A 14,927-nucleotide genomic window follows, 5' to 3' on the forward strand; every position below is an offset into this window, starting at 1 on the left:
CCAGTGTCGGGCCGCGCGGCGCGATGCGACAGCGGCGCGCGGGACAACCTCCGACAGGATCGGGCCAACGTACGTGTGAGCAACTTACGACAGCGCGGCCGTTCGCGCGCCCGGCCGCGTGCGGCCGTACGCGACCATCATCGCGAAGCTGAGCAGGAAACCCGCGCCGCCGATCAGCAGCAGTCCGATTTCGCCGAATACGGGCAGCAGGTTCGTCAGCGCGCCCGTCACGACCCACGCGACCGCCATCACCGAGCCCGCGACGCCGAGCGCCCAGCCCTGCCGATCGTCGCTGACGGCATCGGAAAACGCCGTATACATCGTCGTGTACGCAACCATGTCGAAGCAGCCGACGACCATCGCGAGCGCCCACAGCACCGGTTCGTGCGGAAACAGCGCGGACAGGATCTGGCCAAGGCCGGCCACGAGCAGGCCCGTCTTCGCGATATCGATCACACGCCACACGCGCAACATCAACCGCACGACACACAGCAGCCCGAACACGAAACAGATGCCGATCACGCCGCTGAACAGCCCGAGCCGCGCGCTCGTATAGCCGAATTTCGCCTGCAACAGCAGCATGATGGTCTGCAGGTAGAGTCCGTAGCCGACCTGCATCAGGAAGAACACCACCGACAGGAACGCGACGTTGCGCTGTCGCGCGGCCTCCCAGATGATCCGCAGCGGCAGCAATGGATCGATGCGCGTATCGCCGCGCGGCGCGGCGGAATCGCGATACGACGCCCAGGTCCAGCCCGCGCAGATCAGCGACAGCGCGGCGACCAGCACGAACGGCGTGCCGTAGTCGAACAGCGGCGAGATCGTCCGGTCGGACGTGACGCCGCCGAGCACCGGGCCGACGATCACGCCCGCGCTGAACGCGAGCGACATGATGCTCATGTTGTACGCCTTCGTGTCGGGTGTGCTGAGATCGGTGATGGCCGCCTGCGCGATGCCCTGGCAGCCGGCCATCAGGCCCGTGAGCCCACGGCCGGCCAGCAGCAGCGCGATGCTGGCCCGCCACGCGCCGGCCGCCATCATCGCGTAGCCGGCCGCGAGGCCGAGCACGCACAGCAGCAGGATCCGGCGGCGGCCGTAGCGATCGGACAGCTCGCCCATCAGCGACGAACCGAAGAACATGCACAGCGGGTAGATCCCGTAGCCGAGGCCGAGATAGAAATTGCGCGCATGCGCGCCGGCGTCGGCCGGCAGGATGCCCGCGTGCGGATCGCTGAAGATCGCGGACATCATCGGATAGACGAGCCCGAACCCCATCGCGTCGAGCGCGATGGCGAGCAGGCAGGGGCCGAGCAGTGTGTAGTCGAGCCGGGACATGGCGACCTTCCTGACAGAGTGGACGATCGCCCAAGCGTAATGACGCGGCGGCCGCCGCGGTAGATGGCCGGCCGCGATGCTCATCATCGGCTCGCCCGATACCCCGCCTGTGGCCCGCGCCGATGGATCGTGGCCCTATCTGGCGTCGCTGATGGCGCTGCCCGACCGGGACGCCGAGATCGCCGGACCGACGATCCGCCAGACGATCGGCCTGTGCTTCCTGCATCGTCGCGAGCGCGACCCGAACCTGCTCGCGCTCGCGACCGTGTGCCGGCTGACGGTCAACGGGCCGAACGCGCGGTAACGCGTCGAGCGCATTGCCCGCCTTTCAGCTCGCGCACGCGTTGCGTCGGGGCGCCGCATCGCACGACGCTGCGTGCGCCTACTCGTCCGTTTGGATGGCACGAAACACGCGCTTTGTTGCGATCATGGCCGTCATGCATCGCACGGCACGCACCGGTGCGTCCGCCACGGAGACGACATGCACGACCCCGCCCTCGGCCCCATCGACCAGATCGGCTACGTAGTCGCCGACCTCGGCCGCAGCATCGCGCGCTGGCGCGCCCGCCACGAGGTCGGCCCGTGGACCGTGTTCCGCAACGTGCGGCTCGACGGCTGCCATCTCGGCGAACCGGTGACGGTCACGATGGACGTCGGGCTCGCGTATCGCGGCGATCTACAGATCGAACTGATACACGTGACGAACGACACGCCGTCGCCGTATCGCGACGCGCACGGGCAGCCGCTCGTCGGCCTGCATCACGTCGCGTGGGTCGTCGACGATCTCGATGCGGCGGTCGCACGGCTCGCCGCCCGCGGCCTGCGCGTCGTGTTCGATGCGCACAACGCGGCCACACGCGTCGCGTATCTCGACGACGCCGACGATCCCGGCGTGCGCATCGAAGTGATCGAAGGCGCCGGCATGCGCGACCTGATCGCGCACGGCATCGCCGAAGCCCGCGCGTGGCGCGGTGGCGATCCGGTCCGCAGCGTGAACGCGGCGGCCGCGTCCACGCGAGCCGCGCACGCCCCCTTTCACTCACAGGAGCAAGCACGATGAAACGACTCGAAGGCAAGGTGGCGCTGATCACGGGCGGCGCCCGCGGCCAGGGCGAAGCGGAAGCGCGCCGGTTCGTCGCCGAAGGCGCACGCGTGATGATCGCCGACGTGCTGGACGACGCCGGCCGGCGCGTCGCGGCCGAACTCGGCGATGCCGCACGCTTCCAGCATCTCGACGTGACGAACGAAGCCGACTGGCACGCCGCCGTTCAGGCCACGCTCGCGCAGTTCGGCCGGCTGGACATTCTCGTGAACAACGCGGCGATCCTGAAGCTCGTGCCGATCGAAGCGTGCTCGCTCGATGACTACCGCAAGGTGATCGACGTGAACCAGGTCGGCTGCTGGCTCGGGATGAAGTCGGCACTGGCCGCGCTGAAGGATGCGGGCGGCGGGTCGATCGTCAACGTGTCGTCGACGGCCGGGATGGAAGGCGTCGCGGGCGGCAGCGCTTACGTGTCGAGCAAGTTCGCGGTGCGCGGGATGACGAAGGCCGCCGCGCTCGAATTCGGCCGCTACGGCATTCGCGTGAACTCGGTGCATCCGGGCGGCATCGATACGGTGATGGCGCGCCCGCCCGAGTTCGCGGATTTCGATCCGTCGTCGATCTACAGCGGCCTGCCGATCGCGCGCATCGGCAAGCCCGACGAAGTGGCCAGCCTCGTGCTGTTCCTCGCGTCCGACGAATCCACGTATTGCACGGGCTCGGAATTCATCGTCGACGGCGGGCTGCTCGCGGGCAGCACGTTCCACTGACACAACGCGGCGCTTCGCCACAAACGTCAACCCAAACGACAACGCCGCCGGCGGCTGAGCCCGCACGGCGGCGTTGTCGTTTCCGGATCAGGTGCAATCCGTCGACCAGCAATCAGTATCCCTTCGGCTGGATCGCCGGTGCGCCGACCTCGCGCGCCTTCCGCTTGCCGCCCCGCACGAAACGGCGCCCGTGCGGGCCGTACACGCCGTCCGGTTCCGGATACAGCGTCAGCAGCGCGAAGTACAGCATCCCGCCGACCGCCAGCGACAGCGGCACGCTCAGGTCGAGCCCGCCCGCGAGGTTGCCGAGCGGCCCGACGAACTGGCCCGGCAGGTTCACGAACGCGAGCCCGACGAACGCGGCCGGCAGCCACGCGCCCATCGCGCGCACGTTCCAGCCGTGCGTGAACCAGTAGTGGCCACCGCGCAGCCCGCGATTGAACACCTGCAGATCGTCGGCGAGATAGTAACCGCGGCGGGTCACGTAGCCGATCACCATGATCGCCATCCACGGGCAGCTGAACGTGTCGATCAGCGTCGAGAACGTCGCGACGCTTTCGACGAGGTTGAACCAGAAACGCCCGACGAAGATGAACGCGATCGCGATCGTGCCGATCAGCAGCGTCGCGCGCACACGGTTCAGGACCCGCGGGAACATGCTCGATACGTCGAGGCCCGTGCCGTACAGCGCGGTCGTGCCGGTCGACATCCCGCCGATGATCGCGATCAGGCACATCGGCAGCAGGAACCAGCGCGGCGAAATCGCGAGCAATCCGCCGACGTAGTCGTTCGACGCGATGAACGCGGGCGCCTTCGACGCGATGATCGTCGCGGTCGCGAGGCCGAAGAAGAACGGCACGAAGGTCGCGATCTGCGCGGCGAACACCGCCCCCATCACGCGACGCTTCGGCGTGTGCTGCGGAATGTAGCGCGCCCAGTCGCCCAGCGTCGACGCGAACGACACCGGGTTGCTCAGCGCGACCAGCACCGCACCGACGAACGCGGCCCAGAAGCCCGCGCTGCCCTGTTGCAGCGTACCCGCGTAGCGCATGTCGAACAGGCCGGCGAACGCGAACAGGCCCGCGACGAACAGCACGCTCGCGGCCCACACGGCGATCTTGTTGACCCACAGCATGAAGCGGAAGCCGTAGATGCAGACGATCAGCACGAGCACCGCGAACACCAGGTACGCGGCGCCGAGCGTGAAGCCGTTGACCGGCACGCCGGCCAGGTTGTGCGCACCGCCGACGAGCGCGTCGCCCGAGCTCCACACCGCGAGCGAGAAGAACGCGATCGACGTGAGCAGCGCGAGGAACGAGCCGACGATCCGGCCGTGGATGCCGAAATGCGCGCCGGACGACACCGGGTCGCTGGTGCCGTTGCGCGGGCCAAACAGGCTCATCGGCGCGAGGATGCAGGTGCCGGCGAGCACGCCGAGCACGATCGCGCAGACGCCCGCCTTGAACGACAGGCCGACCAGCACGGGAAAGCTGCCGAGCACCGATGTGGAAAACGTATTGCAACCGCCGAACAGCAACCGGAACAGATCGATCGGCCGCGCATAGCGCGATGCATCGGGAATGCGCTCGAAACCGAACGACTCGACCTGCGTAATCCTGCCTTCACTCATTTTGTCTCCAGCTCCTCGTGCGTCGGTACGGCCCGGGGCTGCGGCCATACGACACATCGTCATCGATTCGCGGCCACTCTAAACCGGATCGGGCCGCGCAAATATCACGCATTCGAGACGTTTACGACGAAGGAGAACAATGTTTTCCCGGCGGCCAAGCGGCCGGCGCCCGCGCCGTCCATCCGGCGCGGGCGATGCGACGTCAGTGCGCCGCCTCGGCGGCCGGCGCGCGGCATGCGATCAGGCCCCGTTGCACGGCCGGCCGCGCGGCGATCTCGGCGAGCCAGCGCTCGACGTGCGGGAAGCCGGTCACGTCGAGATCGAGCTCGGCCGCCGTGCGCAGCCACGGGAACGCGGCGATATCGGCGATCGAATACCGCGACGACGCGAGATACGCCGATTCCGACAGGCGGCCGTTCACGACCCCGTAGAGCCGCAGCGCCTCCTTCCGGTAGCGGTCGATCGCTTCCGCATTGACCGTCTTCGATGCATGCAGGAACCACCACAGCTGGCCGAGCATCGGCCCGATCCCGCCGATCTGGAAATGCAGCCATTGCTGGACCGCCGTGCGCTCGGCCAGCGTGTCAGGCTGCAGGCAGCCGGTCTTGGCGGAGAGATAGCCGAGGATCGCGCCGGATTCGAATACGGCGAGCCCCGTGTCGTGGTCGACGATGGCCGGGATCTTGCCGTTCGGATTGATCGCGAGATACGCCGGGCTGCGCTGCTCGCCGGCGGACAGGTCCACCAGCACGCGATCGTGCGCGAGCCCGGCCTCTTCCAGGTAGATCGCGATCTTGTGCCCGTTCGGCGTGTCGGCCGTATAGAACGTGAGGGAGTGCGTCGAGGTCATGTCGGTCCTTGTCATCGGGTTATCGTTGCAACTACAATCGTTGCAATTGCAATCCTATGCCGGAATCGATGACGCCGGCGCCATGCCAGTACTCGAAGGAGGGACATGCAGACTGCGCGATCCGGTCCGCCCGTGCGGACGCCCGATACCCGCCGCGCCGCGGCGGCCTGCCTCGAACGGCTGACCACGCGGCGGCTCGTGCCGCCGGGCGCGGCGGTCTCACCGCTCGGCGCGATGCGGGCAGCCGCCGAGTGTCTCGAACGCGATGCGGCGACGTCGAAGCGCGTGTGGATCGTCCGCGCCGATGCGCGCGAGCCGGTTTCCGGCACGCACGCGCATCGCCACATCAGTGCGTGGCCGCTGCGGTTTCTCGATCCGGGCAAGCGCTTCGAGCGGCCGCTGTTGTACCTGCTGCATGCGCGCGCGATCGACCGGTTGCGGCTCGCGTCGATCGAAACCGTTGATCGCGGGATCTTCGTGAACGACGCGGAAACGGCCGCATCGTCATGGCCGAAGGGCGTGACGCCCGACGTCCCGCACTGGCTCGCCGCGAACGCCGCGTGCACGCCGTACGATCCGGCGTCGGGACACGAAGCGATCGCGATCCTGCGCCACGCGCTGCGCACGCTGTACGTCGCCGGCCAGCCTGGCTTCGTCTATCTCGCGAGCCATGACGACTGCGAGCCCGATGCGAAGCCGCTGTCGGCGTCGGCCGCCCGCGACGCGTTCAACGGCATGGTGCGGGCCGGCCGGCGTGCCGCCGCCGGCGCGGCAGCGCATATCCGGCTGTGCGGCGCGGGCAGCACGCTCGCGCAGGTCAGGGAAGCGGCCGACCTGCTGCACGACGAATGGCGAATCGACTCGACGATCTGGAGCTGCCCGAGCTATACGCAGCTCGCGCGCGACGGTCGCGCGGCCGAACGCTGGAGCCTGCTGCATCCGCATGACGCCCCGCGCGTTCCGCACGTGCGGGCCTGCCTCGGCGAAGGCGGCACGCCGGTGCTCGCGGTGACCGGCTATGCACGGCACATTGCCGCGCAGATCGGTGCGTTCGTGCCGGCCCGCTTCACGGCGCTCGGCGCGGATTCGGCCGGGCCCGGCGCACGCGCGCCGACAGCGCGCTGGATCGTCGCGGTCGCGCTGCGCCTGCTGGCCGACGATGGCCGCGTGCCGGCCGACTGGGCCGCGCAGGCGATGCGCGGCCATGCGCGCAGCTGATGCGCGCCGGACGCCGTTACTTCGCGTCGGCCGCCGCGTCGCGCGCGGCGGCGGTCGCGCGATCGAGCGCGGCGGCCATCGTCGCCTGCTCCTTGCCGGTGAACTGGTCGAGAAACAGCTCCGCGACCGTCGACTGGTACACCTTCCACATCTTCTTGCGCAGCGTCCGCCCCTTGTCGGTGATGCTCGCAAACGCCGCGCGGCCATCGTCGGCCGACCGCGCGCGCGTGACGAGCCCATCCTGTTCGAGCCGATCGACGAGCCGCGTGAGGTTGTAGCGCTCGATCGCGAGCACGTCGGCGAGTTCGTGCATGCGGCGCGTGCCGTCGGGCCCGCTTTCGAGCCCCCACAGCGCGTCGTACCACGCGTACGCGGGCAGGCCGGCCGCCGCAAGGCGGCGCTCGATCTCGCGAATCATCGTCCGGTGCGCGCGGACGAACGAGAACCACAGATCGGGTTCGGGTGCGCTCATGTCAGGTCGTTCCTTTCGTTGAATTGCAGTTGCAATTAAATTTTACCTCGATAACAATGCCCGTCATACGATTGCAATTGCAACTACTTGCCCGCCAACCGGCGGGCGTTTCGTCGCGCGACGCGGCGCCACGACCGTCGCTGCGCGCTGCCTGATGCTTCTGGAGACATTGCATGACCGCACCTCTCGCGTTACCCGACATCGATCCGCAGGAAACCCGCGAATGGCTCGATGCGCTCGAATCCGTGATCGCGCTCGAAGGCCGTCCGCGCGCGCACTATCTGCTCGACCAGCTCGCCGATCTCGACGCGGCCCGGCATGGCGACCTGCACGGCCGCGTGACGACCGCGTACGTGAACACGGTGCCGCGCGAGCGGCAGCCGGCCTACCCGGGCGATCTCGCGCTCGAGCGGCGGCTGAACGCGATGATTCGCTGGAACGCGATGGTGATGGTGCTGCGCGCCGGCCGGCATTCGAACGTCGGCGGCCACATCGCGACCTACCAGTCGGCGGCCGTGCTGTACGACGTCGGCTTCGACCACTTCTTCCGCGGCCGCACCGATACGTTCGACGGCGACATGGTCTACATCCAGGGCCACTCGGCGCCCGGCATCTATGGCCGCGCGTACCTGGAAGGCCGCATCACCGACGCGCAGCTCGACCATTTCCGCCGCGAGACCGGCCGCGAAGCCGGCCGCGACGGACTGTCGTCGTATCCGCATCCGCGCCTGATGCCCGATTTCTGGCAGTTCCCGACCGTGTCGATGGGGCTCGGGCCGCTCACGGCCGCGTATCAGGCGCGTTTCATGCGCTACCTCGAATATCGCGGGCTGAAGGCGCATCAGGGCCGCAAGGTGTGGGCGTTTCTCGGCGACGGCGAAATGGACCAGCCAGAATCGCTCGCGGCGATCTCGCTGGCCGGGCGCGAGCGGCTCGACAACCTGATCTTCGTCGTCAACTGCAACCTGCAGCGCCTCGACGGCCCCGTGCGCGGCAACGGCAAGGTCATCCAGGAACTCGAGGGCACGTTCCGCGCGGCCGGCTGGAACGTCGTCAAGGTGATCTGGGGCGGCGGCTGGGATCGCCTGCTCGAACGCGACACGACGGGCCTGCTGCGCCAGCGCATGATGGAATGCGTGGATGGCGACTACCAGACCTTCAAGTCGCAAAGCGGCGCCTACGTGCGCGAGCATTTCTTCGGTAAGTACCCCGAACTGCTCGATCTGGTCGCCGACCTGTCCGACGACGACATCTGGAAACTGGCGCGCGGCGGCCACGATCCGGAGAAGGTGCATGCGGCCTATGCGCAGGCGATGCGCGCCGACGGCCGGCCGACCGTCGTGCTCGCGAAGACGGTCAAGGGCTTCGGGATGGGCGAAGCCGGCGAAGGCCAGAACGTGAACCATCAGTTGAAGAAGATGAGCGCGGATGCGGTACGTGCATTCCGCGACCGCTTCGCGCTGCCGGTCAGCGACGCGCAGCTCGACGCGCTGCCTTACCTGAAGCCGGAACCGGGCAGTGCCGAGGCACGCTATTTCGCGGAACGCCGCGCCGCGCTCGGCGGCCACGTGCCGGCCCGCTTCCACGCGGTCGCGCCGCTGCCGACGCCGCCGCTCGCCGCATTCGACGCGCAACTGAAGGACACCGGCGAGCGCGGCTTGTCGACGACGATGGCGTTCGTGCGCATCCTCGGCACGCTGCTGAAGGACCCGCAGCTCGGCAAGCTGGTCGTGCCGATCGTGCCGGACGAGTCGCGCACGTTCGGGATGGAGGGCCTGTTCCGCCAGATCGGCATCCATTCGCATCTCGGCCAGCTCTATACGCCGCAGGACGCGGGCCAGCTCAGCTACTACAAGGAAGCGAAGGACGGGCAGATCCTGCAGGAAGGGATCAACGAATCGGGCGCGATCGCGTCGTGGATCGCGGCCGGCACCGCGTACAGCAACCACGGGTTGCCGGCGATCCCGTTCTACATCTTCTATTCGATGTTCGGGCTGCAGCGGGTCGGCGATCTCGCGTGGGCCGCCGGCGACGCGCGCACGCGCGGCTTCCTGCTCGGCGCGACGTCGGGCCGCACGACGCTGATGGGCGAAGGGCTGCAGCACAACGACGGGCACAGCCACGTGCTGTCGTCGGTGATTCCGAACTGCGTGTCGTACGACCCGACCTATGCGTACGAACTCGCGGTGATCGTGCGCGACGGGTTGCGGCGGATGTTCGCGGAGCAGGAGGACGTCTACTACTACATCACGCTGCTCAACGAGAACTATCCGCATCCGGCGCTGCCCGACGGTGCGGAAACCGGCATCCTGAAGGGGCTCTACCTGCTGCGCGACGGCCCGCCGCACGCGGCCGACGCGCCGCGCGTGCAGTTGATGGGCAGCGGCGCGATCCTGCGCGAAACGCTTGCCGCGAGCGACCTGCTCGCGCAGGACTTCGGCGTGTCGAGCGACGTCTGGAGCGCGACGAGCCTGACCGAGCTGCGCCGCGACGGGCTCGCCGCGGAACGCTGGAACCTGCTGCATCCGGACGCGGCGCCGCGCGTGCCGTACGTGCAGCAATGCCTCGACGGCCGCGCGGGGCCGGTGGTCGTCGCGACCGACTACATGAAGATCGTCGGCGACCAGATCCGGGCGTTCGTCGACGGTCGCCGCTTCGTGTCGCTCGGCACCGACGGCTTCGGCCGCTCGGATACGCGCGAGGCGCTGCGCACGTTCTTCGAGGTCGACCGGCACTTCATCGTGATCGCCGCGCTGAAGGCGCTCGCCGACGACGGCGTGATCGAACGGGTTCGCGTCGGCGAAGCGATCCGGCGTTACGGCATCGATATCGACAAGGTCGATCCGGCCACCGTGTAGTCATGCGGCGCGCGGCAGGCTGCATCGCATCGGCCTGCCGCGCCGCCGGCGCTACTGCCCCGACCGCGCGAGCGGACCGGGCGCGCCCTGCCCCGTGCCCGACGGCCAGCCGCCCGCGAGCGCCTTGTACAGCGCGACCGTCGATGCCGCGCTGCGCATCCGCCCGTCGGCCGCCGCGTCCTGCGCCTGCAGCAGCGTCCGCTGCGCGTCGAGCACTTCGTAGTAGTCGATCGCGCCGGCCGAGAACCGGGCCTGCGCGAGCTGCGCGGCGCGCGCGCTGTCGTCGGCCGCGCGCACGAGGTGCGCGGTCTCGTCGCGCGTGCGGGCGACACGCAGCAGCGCGTTCTCGGTTTCCTCCAGCGCGCCGAGCACGGTCTGCCGGTACTGCGCAAGCTGGCCGGCCGCTTCCGCGTCGCTCGCGGCGATCCGTGCGCGCACGCGGCCGACGTCGAGGAACGACCAGTCGATGCCGAGCGCGATCAGGTTCGTGTCGCTGCCCGCGCGAAAGAACCCGTAGCTGCTCGTCGCGCTGCCGAGCAGCCCCGACAGCGTAAAGCGCGGGAACAGGTCGGCGGTCGCGACGCCGACGCGCGCGGTCGCCGCATGCAGCCGCGCCTCGGCGGCCGCGACATCGGGCCGGCGGCGCAGCAGTTCGCCCGGCGCGCCGGGATCGATGTCGGCCGCGAGCGCCGGCAGCAGCACCGGCGTGCCGGTCGACGCGGCCGTCCCCGGCAGGTCGAACCGGCCGATCAGCGCATCCGGCGTCTGCCCGGTCAGCACCGCGAGCCGATGCTCGTCGACGCCGATCGCGGCTTCGTACACGGCGATCCGCGAGGTCGTCGATTCGTACTGCGCACGCGCGCGCGCCGCATCCAGTTCGGAGCCGCGTCCCGCGCCGACGCGCGCATTGATCAGCGCGAGCGTCTGCTTCTGGTTGTCGGCGTTCTCGCGGGCGATCCGCAAGCGCTCCTGCGAGCCGCGCAGATCGACGTACGTGCTCGCGACCTCGCCCGCGATCGCGACGCGCACCGCGCGCACGTCGGCCGCGCTGGCCGCCGTTTCCGCGCGCTGCGACTCGATCGAGCGGCGCACCCGGCCGAACAGGTCGAGTTCCCACGCGGCATTGATGCCGATGCTCGACGTCGGCGCATCGCGCTGGCTGCGCGGCGCACCGAACGCCTGGTCCTTGCTCATCAGCCGATGGCCGATCTGGCCGCTCGCGGTAATCGTCGGATAGCGGTCGAACGTGGCCTGCGACAGCAGCGCATTCGATGCGTCGTAGCGCGATACGGCGACCTGCAGGTCCTGGTTCGCGGCGAGCGCGGCATCGATCAACTGCGTCAGCGTCGGATCGCCGAACCCGCGCCAGAACGTGGCATCGGCGGCAGCCGACGCGTCGGGCGGCGTCTCGGGCGCCGTATCGGCCGGCGCCGCATCGTGCTGCGTCGCCGGGTGGGCGTCGCGCGCGAACCGCGCGGCGGTGGCGGTGTCGGGCCGTTTGAAATCGGGACCCACCGCGCATGCGGCGAGCGTCACCGACATCGCGAGCGCGGAAAGACGGAACGCGGCGCTCATCGGTTTTCTCCTTCGAGGGTGCCGTGCTGTTCGCTCCAGACGGCCGGCGTGCCGCCCGCGAGCTTGCGGATCGCCACATAGAACACGGGCGTCAGGAACAGCCCGAACAGCGTGACGCCCAGCATCCCGGCGAACACGGTGATGCCGGTGGCCGCCCGCACCTCGCTGCCCGCGCCGCTGCCGATCAGCAGCGGCACCGAGCCCGCGATGAACGCGACCGACGTCATCACGATCGGACGCAGCCGCAGCTTGCACGCCTCGAGCGCGGCTTCGACCACGCCCTTGCCCTGGATCTCGAGTTCGCGCGCGAATTCGACGATCAGGATCGCGTTCTTGCACGCAAGCCCCATCAGCACGACAAGGCCGACCTGCACGAACACGTTGTTGTCGCCGCCGGACAGCCACACGCCGAACAGCGCCGCGCACATGCACACGGGCACGATCAGGATCACCGCGAGCGGCAGCGTCCAGCTCTCGTACAGCGACGCAAGCACCAGGAACACCAGCATCACCGCGAGCGGGAACACGACGATCGCCGCGTTGCTCTGCGTGACCTGCTGATAGCTGAGGTCGGTCCATTCGAGCGTGATGCCCGGCGGCAGCACCTCCTTCGCGATCTGCTGCAGCTTCGCGATCGCCTGCGACGACGACATCATCTTCGGATCGGCGTCGCCGATCAGGTCGGCGGCCGGATAGCCGTTGTAGCGGACCACCGGGTCGGGGCCGTACGCGGGCCCGACCGTCACCATCGAGCCGATCGGTACCATCTCGCCCTTCGCGTTGCGTGTGCGCAGGTTCGCGATGTCGGCGGCCGTCTGCCGGTGGCCGGCGTCCGCCTGCGCCATCACGCGATACACGCGGCCGAACACGTTGAAGTCGTTCACGTACATCGAGCCGAGATACACCTGCAACGTATTGAACAGATCGGTCAGCGCGACGCCCTGCGCCTTGGCCTTCAGCCGGTCGACCTTCACCTCGAGCTGCGGAATGTTCGCCTGGTACGAGCTGACGGGATAGCTCATCCCCGGCGTCTTCGCGACCGCGGCCTGGAACGCGCCGAGCGCCTTCTGCAATTCGCCGTAGCCGAGCCCGCCGCGATCCTCCAGGTACAGCGAGTAGCCGGAGCCGTTGCCGAGGCCCTGGATCGGCGGCGGCATCAGCGCATAGGTAATGCCGCCGTCGATCGCCGCGAAGCGCGCGTTCAGGTCCGCGTTGATCTGCGCGGCACTGCGGTGACGCTGGTCGAACGGCTTGAGGATCACGTACGAGTTCGTGATGTTCGGCGTGTTCACGCCCTGCAGCGCGTTCAGCCCCGCGAACGCCGGCACCATCTCGACGCCGTCGGTGCCGAGCGCGATCTTCGTCATCTGCTCGGTCACCGCGCTGGTGCGCGCGAGCGATGCGCCTTCCGGCAGCTTCGCGCCCGCGAACAGGTATAGCTTGTCCTGCACCGGGATGAAGCCGCCCGGCACCGCGTTGAACAGCAGCGCGGTCGCCGCAAGCAGCGCCGCATAGACGGCGAACACCACGCCGCGCCGCTTCAGCGTGCGCCCGACGACGCCGTGGTAGCGGTCGGAACTGCGCTCGAAGAAGCGGTTGAACGGATGAAACAGCCAGCCGAATGCGCGATCGAGCCCGCGCGTCAACGCATCCTTCGGCGCGCCGTGCGGACGCAGCAGCTTCGCCGCGAGCGCGGGCGACAGCGTCAGCGAGTTGATCGCGGAGATCACCGTCGAGATCGCGATCGTCACCGCGAACTGCTTGTAGAACTGGCCGGTGACGCCCGACATGAACGCCATCGGCACGAACACCGCGCACAGCACGAGCGCGATCGCGACGATCGGCCCCGACACCTCGCGCATCGCCTGGTGCGCGGCATCGCGCGGGCTCAACCCCTGCGCGATGTTGCGCTCGACGTTCTCGACGACCACGATCGCATCGTCGACGACGATGCCGATCGCGAGCACGAGCCCGAACAGCGTGAGCGTATTGATCGAATAGCCGAGCAGGTAGAGCCACGCGAACGTGCCGACCACCGACACCGGCACCGCGACGAGCGGAATGATCGACGCGCGCCAGGTCTGCAGAAACAGGATCACGACGAGCACGACCAGCACCACGGCCTCGACCAGCGTGTGCTGCACCGCGCGGATCGATTCGCGCACGAACACCGTCGGGTCCCACACGGGGCGGTACGCGACGCCGGGCGGGAAGCGCTTCGACAGCTCGTCGAGCTTCGCGTACACGGCCTTCGCGACGTCCAGCGCATTCGCGCCCGGCGACAGGAAGATGCCGACCACGGCCGAATGCTTGTCGTTGAAATACGAGCGCAGCGTGTAGTCGCCCGCGCCGAGCTCGATGCGCGCGACGTCGGACAGCTTCACCACCTGGCCGTCGTCGCCGTTGCGCAGCACGATGTCGCCGAATTCCTGCACCGTGCGCAGGCGGCCGCGCACGTTGATCGACACGAGGAAGTCGTTTTTCTTCGGCGACGGCTCCGCGCCGAGCTGGCCGGCCGACACCTGCACGTTCTGCTCGCGCACGGCCGCGATCACGTCGCTCGCGGTCAACCCGCGCGACGCGAGCCGGTTCGGGTCGAGCCACAGCCGCATCGCGTAGTTGCCGGAGCCGTACACGCCGACGTCGCCGATGCCGGTGAGCCGCGACAGCTCGTCCTTCACGTGCAGCGTCAGGTAATTACGCAGGTACAGCGAATCGCGGCTGTTGTCCGGCGAATAGAGGCTCACGTACATCAGCGGCGTGGGCGACTGCTTCTGCGTGGTCACGCCGTACTGCCGCACCTCGTCGGGCAGGCGCGACAGCGCCTGGCTCACGCGGTTCTGCACGCGCACGGCGGCCGTGTCGGGATCGACGCCCTGCAGGAACGTGACGACGACCTGCAGGCTGCCGTCCGACCCGGCGACCGACTTCATGTACATGATGCCTTCGACGCCGTTGATCGCCTCTTCCAGCGGTTCGGCGACCGACTCGGCGATTTCCTTCGGGTTCGCGCCGGGGTACGTGGCACGCACGACGACGCTCGGCGGCACGACTTCCGGGTATTCGCCGGCCGGCAGCATCGGAATCGAGATCAGGCCGAGCGCGAAGATGACGATCGAGAGCACGACCGCGAAGATCGGCCGGTCGATGAAGAAACGGGAGAAATCCATCGTCTCG

General features: G+C 68.8%; 11 protein-coding genes. 5 read left to right on the top strand and 6 right to left on the bottom strand.

The genetic code is table 11. The annotated features are described in order from the left end of the window. Window positions 1–84 precede the first annotated feature (84 nt). Window positions 85–1,335, bottom strand: a complete 1,251-nt coding sequence (locus DTA15_RS12635; RefSeq protein ID WP_006486032.1) for an MFS transporter — start codon at window positions 1,333–1,335, stop codon at window positions 85–87. A gap of 109 nt (window positions 1,336–1,444) precedes the next feature. On the opposite strand from DTA15_RS12635, the gene DTA15_RS12640 reads away from it, so the two are divergent. The 3 genes from DTA15_RS12640 (at window position 1,445) to DTA15_RS12650 (ending at window position 3,147) form a co-directional block, all read left to right on the top strand. Then, on the top strand, window positions 1,445–1,639 hold the full coding sequence (locus DTA15_RS12640) for a hypothetical protein (protein WP_006486038.1): 195 nt from the start codon (window positions 1,445–1,447) through the stop codon (window positions 1,637–1,639). A 177-nt stretch (window positions 1,640–1,816) separates the two neighbouring features. After that, complete coding sequence (locus tag DTA15_RS12645) at window positions 1,817–2,395, top strand: VOC family protein (RefSeq protein ID WP_006486029.1); 579 nt, start codon at window positions 1,817–1,819, stop codon at window positions 2,393–2,395. Beyond that, the gene (locus tag DTA15_RS12650; protein ID WP_006486031.1) at window positions 2,392–3,147 is read left to right on the top strand and encodes a glucose 1-dehydrogenase; all 756 of its coding nucleotides are present in this window, start codon (window positions 2,392–2,394) and stop codon (window positions 3,145–3,147) included. Before DTA15_RS12645 ends, DTA15_RS12650 begins: the two co-directional genes overlap by 4 nt. A 112-nt stretch (window positions 3,148–3,259) precedes the next feature. On the opposite strand, the gene DTA15_RS12655 is transcribed toward DTA15_RS12650, so the two are convergent. Together DTA15_RS12655 and DTA15_RS12660 are read right to left on the bottom strand one after the other, a co-directional pair. Continuing rightward, window positions 3,260–4,777: a purine-cytosine permease family protein gene (locus DTA15_RS12655; RefSeq protein WP_006486042.1), complete on the bottom strand. Its 1,518-nt coding sequence runs from the start codon at window positions 4,775–4,777 to the stop codon at window positions 3,260–3,262. Between the two features lie 202 nt (window positions 4,778–4,979). Continuing rightward, a complete protein-coding gene (locus tag DTA15_RS12660; protein WP_006486025.1) occupies window positions 4,980–5,627 on the bottom strand; it encodes a glutathione S-transferase family protein in 648 nt (215 codons plus the stop codon). Between the two features lie 105 nt (window positions 5,628–5,732). On the opposite strand from DTA15_RS12660, the gene DTA15_RS12665 reads away from it, so the two are divergent. Next, on the top strand, window positions 5,733–6,845 hold the full coding sequence (locus DTA15_RS12665; protein WP_012493446.1) for a transketolase-like TK C-terminal-containing protein: 1,113 nt from the start codon (window positions 5,733–5,735) through the stop codon (window positions 6,843–6,845). A gap of 16 nt (window positions 6,846–6,861) precedes the next feature. On the opposite strand, the gene DTA15_RS12670 is transcribed toward DTA15_RS12665, so the two are convergent. After that, window positions 6,862–7,317, bottom strand: a complete 456-nt coding sequence (locus tag DTA15_RS12670; protein ID WP_006485425.1) for a MarR family winged helix-turn-helix transcriptional regulator — start codon at window positions 7,315–7,317, stop codon at window positions 6,862–6,864. Window positions 7,318–7,490: 173 nt separating this feature from the next. Between DTA15_RS12670 and aceE the strand changes: the two genes are divergently transcribed. After that, on the top strand, window positions 7,491–10,175 hold the full coding sequence (aceE, locus tag DTA15_RS12675) for a pyruvate dehydrogenase (acetyl-transferring), homodimeric type (RefSeq protein WP_006485424.1): 2,685 nt from the start codon (window positions 7,491–7,493) through the stop codon (window positions 10,173–10,175). Between the two features lie 51 nt (window positions 10,176–10,226). Here the strand turns inward: aceE and DTA15_RS12680 are convergent, their stop codons facing one another. Both DTA15_RS12680 and DTA15_RS12685 read right to left on the bottom strand, forming a co-directional pair. Then, window positions 10,227–11,750 (bottom strand): efflux transporter outer membrane subunit, encoded by a 1,524-nt coding sequence (locus DTA15_RS12680; protein ID WP_012493447.1) that lies wholly within the window; start codon window positions 11,748–11,750, stop codon window positions 10,227–10,229. Then, window positions 11,747–14,920, bottom strand: a complete 3,174-nt coding sequence (locus DTA15_RS12685) for an efflux RND transporter permease subunit (protein WP_006485132.1) — start codon at window positions 14,918–14,920, stop codon at window positions 11,747–11,749. The genes DTA15_RS12680 and DTA15_RS12685 overlap by 4 nt, the downstream gene beginning before the upstream one ends. Between the last annotated feature and the right edge of the window lie 7 nt (window positions 14,921–14,927).

It is taken from the genome of Burkholderia cenocepacia (assembly GCF_900446215.1).
GTDB classification, from domain to species: Bacteria; Pseudomonadota; Gammaproteobacteria; order Burkholderiales; family Burkholderiaceae; genus Burkholderia; species Burkholderia cenocepacia.

What these genes read in the sequence shown, in the direction of transcription:
- DTA15_RS12685 (WP_006485132.1), bottom strand. Translation starts at nt 14,920, where the DNA reads ATGGATTTCTCCCGTTTCTTCATCGACCGGCCGATCTTCGCGGTCGTG.
- DTA15_RS12650 (WP_006486031.1), top strand. Translation starts at nt 2,392, where the DNA reads ATGAAACGACTCGAAGGCAAGGTGGCGCTGATCACGGGCGGCGCCCGC.
- DTA15_RS12680 (WP_012493447.1), bottom strand. Translation starts at nt 11,750, where the DNA reads ATGAGCGCCGCGTTCCGTCTTTCCGCGCTCGCGATGTCGGTGACGCTC.
- DTA15_RS12645 (WP_006486029.1), top strand. Translation starts at nt 1,817, where the DNA reads ATGCACGACCCCGCCCTCGGCCCCATCGACCAGATCGGCTACGTAGTC.
- DTA15_RS12670 (WP_006485425.1), bottom strand. Translation starts at nt 7,317, where the DNA reads ATGAGCGCACCCGAACCCGATCTGTGGTTCTCGTTCGTCCGCGCGCAC.
- DTA15_RS12655 (WP_006486042.1), bottom strand. Translation starts at nt 4,777, where the DNA reads ATGAGTGAAGGCAGGATTACGCAGGTCGAGTCGTTCGGTTTCGAGCGC.
- DTA15_RS12665 (WP_012493446.1), top strand. Translation starts at nt 5,733, where the DNA reads ATGCAGACTGCGCGATCCGGTCCGCCCGTGCGGACGCCCGATACCCGC.
- DTA15_RS12660 (WP_006486025.1), bottom strand. Translation starts at nt 5,627, where the DNA reads ATGACCTCGACGCACTCCCTCACGTTCTATACGGCCGACACGCCGAAC.
- DTA15_RS12635 (WP_006486032.1), bottom strand. Translation starts at nt 1,335, where the DNA reads ATGTCCCGGCTCGACTACACACTGCTCGGCCCCTGCCTGCTCGCCATC.
- aceE (WP_006485424.1), top strand. Translation starts at nt 7,491, where the DNA reads ATGACCGCACCTCTCGCGTTACCCGACATCGATCCGCAGGAAACCCGC.